General features: G+C 33.8%; 5 protein-coding genes. All 5 read right to left on the bottom strand.

What is annotated here, in order from left to right:
• On the bottom strand, positions 1-246 hold a 246-nt coding region (locus ADI58_RS02335; RefSeq protein ID WP_049521310.1), incomplete at its 3' end, for a helix-turn-helix domain-containing protein.
• 67 nt (positions 247-313) lie between these two features.
• Positions 314-586 (bottom strand): hypothetical protein, encoded by a 273-nt coding sequence (locus ADI58_RS02330; RefSeq protein ID WP_048787836.1) that lies wholly within the window; start codon positions 584-586, stop codon positions 314-316.
• A gap of 37 nt (positions 587-623) precedes the next feature.
• Entirely contained in the window at positions 624-1,007 is a 384-nt protein-coding gene (locus ADI58_RS02325) for a DUF5945 family protein (RefSeq protein ID WP_049521309.1), read from the bottom strand.
• On the bottom strand, positions 1,004-1,237 hold the full coding sequence (locus tag ADI58_RS02320) for a DUF5965 family protein (protein ID WP_002933293.1): 234 nt from the start codon (positions 1,235-1,237) through the stop codon (positions 1,004-1,006). Before ADI58_RS02320 ends, ADI58_RS02325 begins: the two co-directional genes overlap by 4 nt.
• A 50-nt stretch (positions 1,238-1,287) precedes the next feature.
• On the bottom strand, positions 1,288-1,786 hold a 499-nt coding region (locus tag ADI58_RS02315; RefSeq protein WP_049521308.1), incomplete at its 5' end, for a thioredoxin domain-containing protein.

Below are 1,786 nucleotides of genomic sequence, written 5' to 3'. Positions count from 1 at the left end.
CACAATTTCAATTTTTAAAGTCAATTCATAATCTTCAACAGGATTGAGCATTTTGTCTTCTCCTACGATATCGACATAAGATACATTAAACTTCTGACAAATGATATCTATTAGTTCCGTAGAGACTGAACTAGTTCCATTTTCATAACGACTCAAGCTATTTCGAGAAATTCCAATAATTCGGGCAAATTCTGGTTGTGTTAAGTCATGCGTTTTACGTAAGGACTTTATGTTCTTTCCAATCATGGCAAACTCCTTTATTTTTATAAATCCATTATAGCATAAAAAAGTATAACGCACCAATTTTGGTGCGTTATTGACTATTTTTCCTAAATCTCTCTAAATTCTTCTCCAATTGTTCCTTATGAAGTTGGTTCTTAGCTTTCTTTAATGTGTCGTCCAAAGTTTCTTCTCTGTAAGTTGCTTCTGTTTTTAGTTGTTGTGATTCTTGATTTGGAGTGAAAATGATATCTAGCAGTCGGTCTATTTTTTCAAGATCTTGGACAGACATATCAGATAGTCTATGAATCAGCTTTTTAAATACATCACTATTGTCGTGATTTTTCTTAAAAAATGTTGTAAACATCTATAACCTCTCAAAAAAAGCAGCCTATCAGGACTGCTTAGTGTAATTCGGAAATCGCATCATAAATGGACTGCAATTTCTTATTGTCTTTATTCTTTGTGTCGATCAACGTATGTAGCTTTTCAATTTTCTTTTGACTACTTTGAATATCGCTATTGTTATCCGCAATAAGTCTTTTAAGATGTTGCTGATAACTTGTAGTGATATCTGTCTCTTTTCCTGTTCTAACCTCTGTAACTTTGGGTTTAGAACTAGGATTCGATGCCGTCACAGGTTCTTGTTTTCGCTTTTGAAAAGCTGCTTCATAATTTACATCATTACCTCCTTGATGATTTCCAAATAAGGCCGCAATTTTATCTGGATCTTCTTGATTTTCTGATTTACTTTCTAATGGTTGATTAAAATTCCAATCTTTTGTCATTCACTCATTTCATCCTTTCTAAATTCAGAATCATCGAATTGTCTTTCTTTACCAAAGGCATGGTCAAGAGCTTCTTCAAAACTCATGTGACTAATACTTTGACGCCTTTTGAACGTCGCAAACATCGCTGTCTCCAGTTGTTCTTTGTAAGCAGCTAGTTTTTCTGACTCTCTTGCTACCTTACTTTCTTGCCTAGTGACCTTTTCTTCTAAGCGTTCAATAATGGTCATATACTATCCTCCTTCATTCTAATATTAGCTAAAACATCTTGATTTTGTTATCACAATTCTAAACATTGAGAGGTTTGTCTTACTGGTTGATTCCTCAATGTCTCTTTTGCAGTCTCGATCATCAATTGTAAATCTGATTTCTTTTCTCGAAGAGTATCGTTCCAGTCTCTTTTTTCTTTCCCAGATTCATTATCAGGTAAATCCAGTAAGACAGGAAATCCTGATTGAGATAACTTATCAGAAAAATCTTTACCTGCATCATCACAATCTACTGCCAGTGTCAATAAATCAGGATGATTATCAAAATAGCTGGTTGTATCACGAATTGTATTGATTAAAGGCAATAACTTTGAAGGTATTACTGTATCTAAAAATTCCAATTTCTGATTTTCTTCAGCTATCAGTCGTAAAGTTTGATAAGCGACAACAGACCTTTTTAATCCCTCCATAGATACCAAACGAACATCAGATAGATTTTGTTGATGAAGTTCGTAATAGCTCATCAAATCGACGAACGATTCACAAAAGACCAGTCTATTTGGTTTACCA

Origin of the sequence: Streptococcus mitis, assembly GCF_001074635.1 — a bacterium.
GTDB classification, from domain to species: Bacteria; Bacillota; Bacilli; order Lactobacillales; family Streptococcaceae; genus Streptococcus; species Streptococcus mitis_E.
Note: the sequence above shows the minus strand (reverse complement) of the source record. Positions and strands in the feature narration are given on the sequence as shown.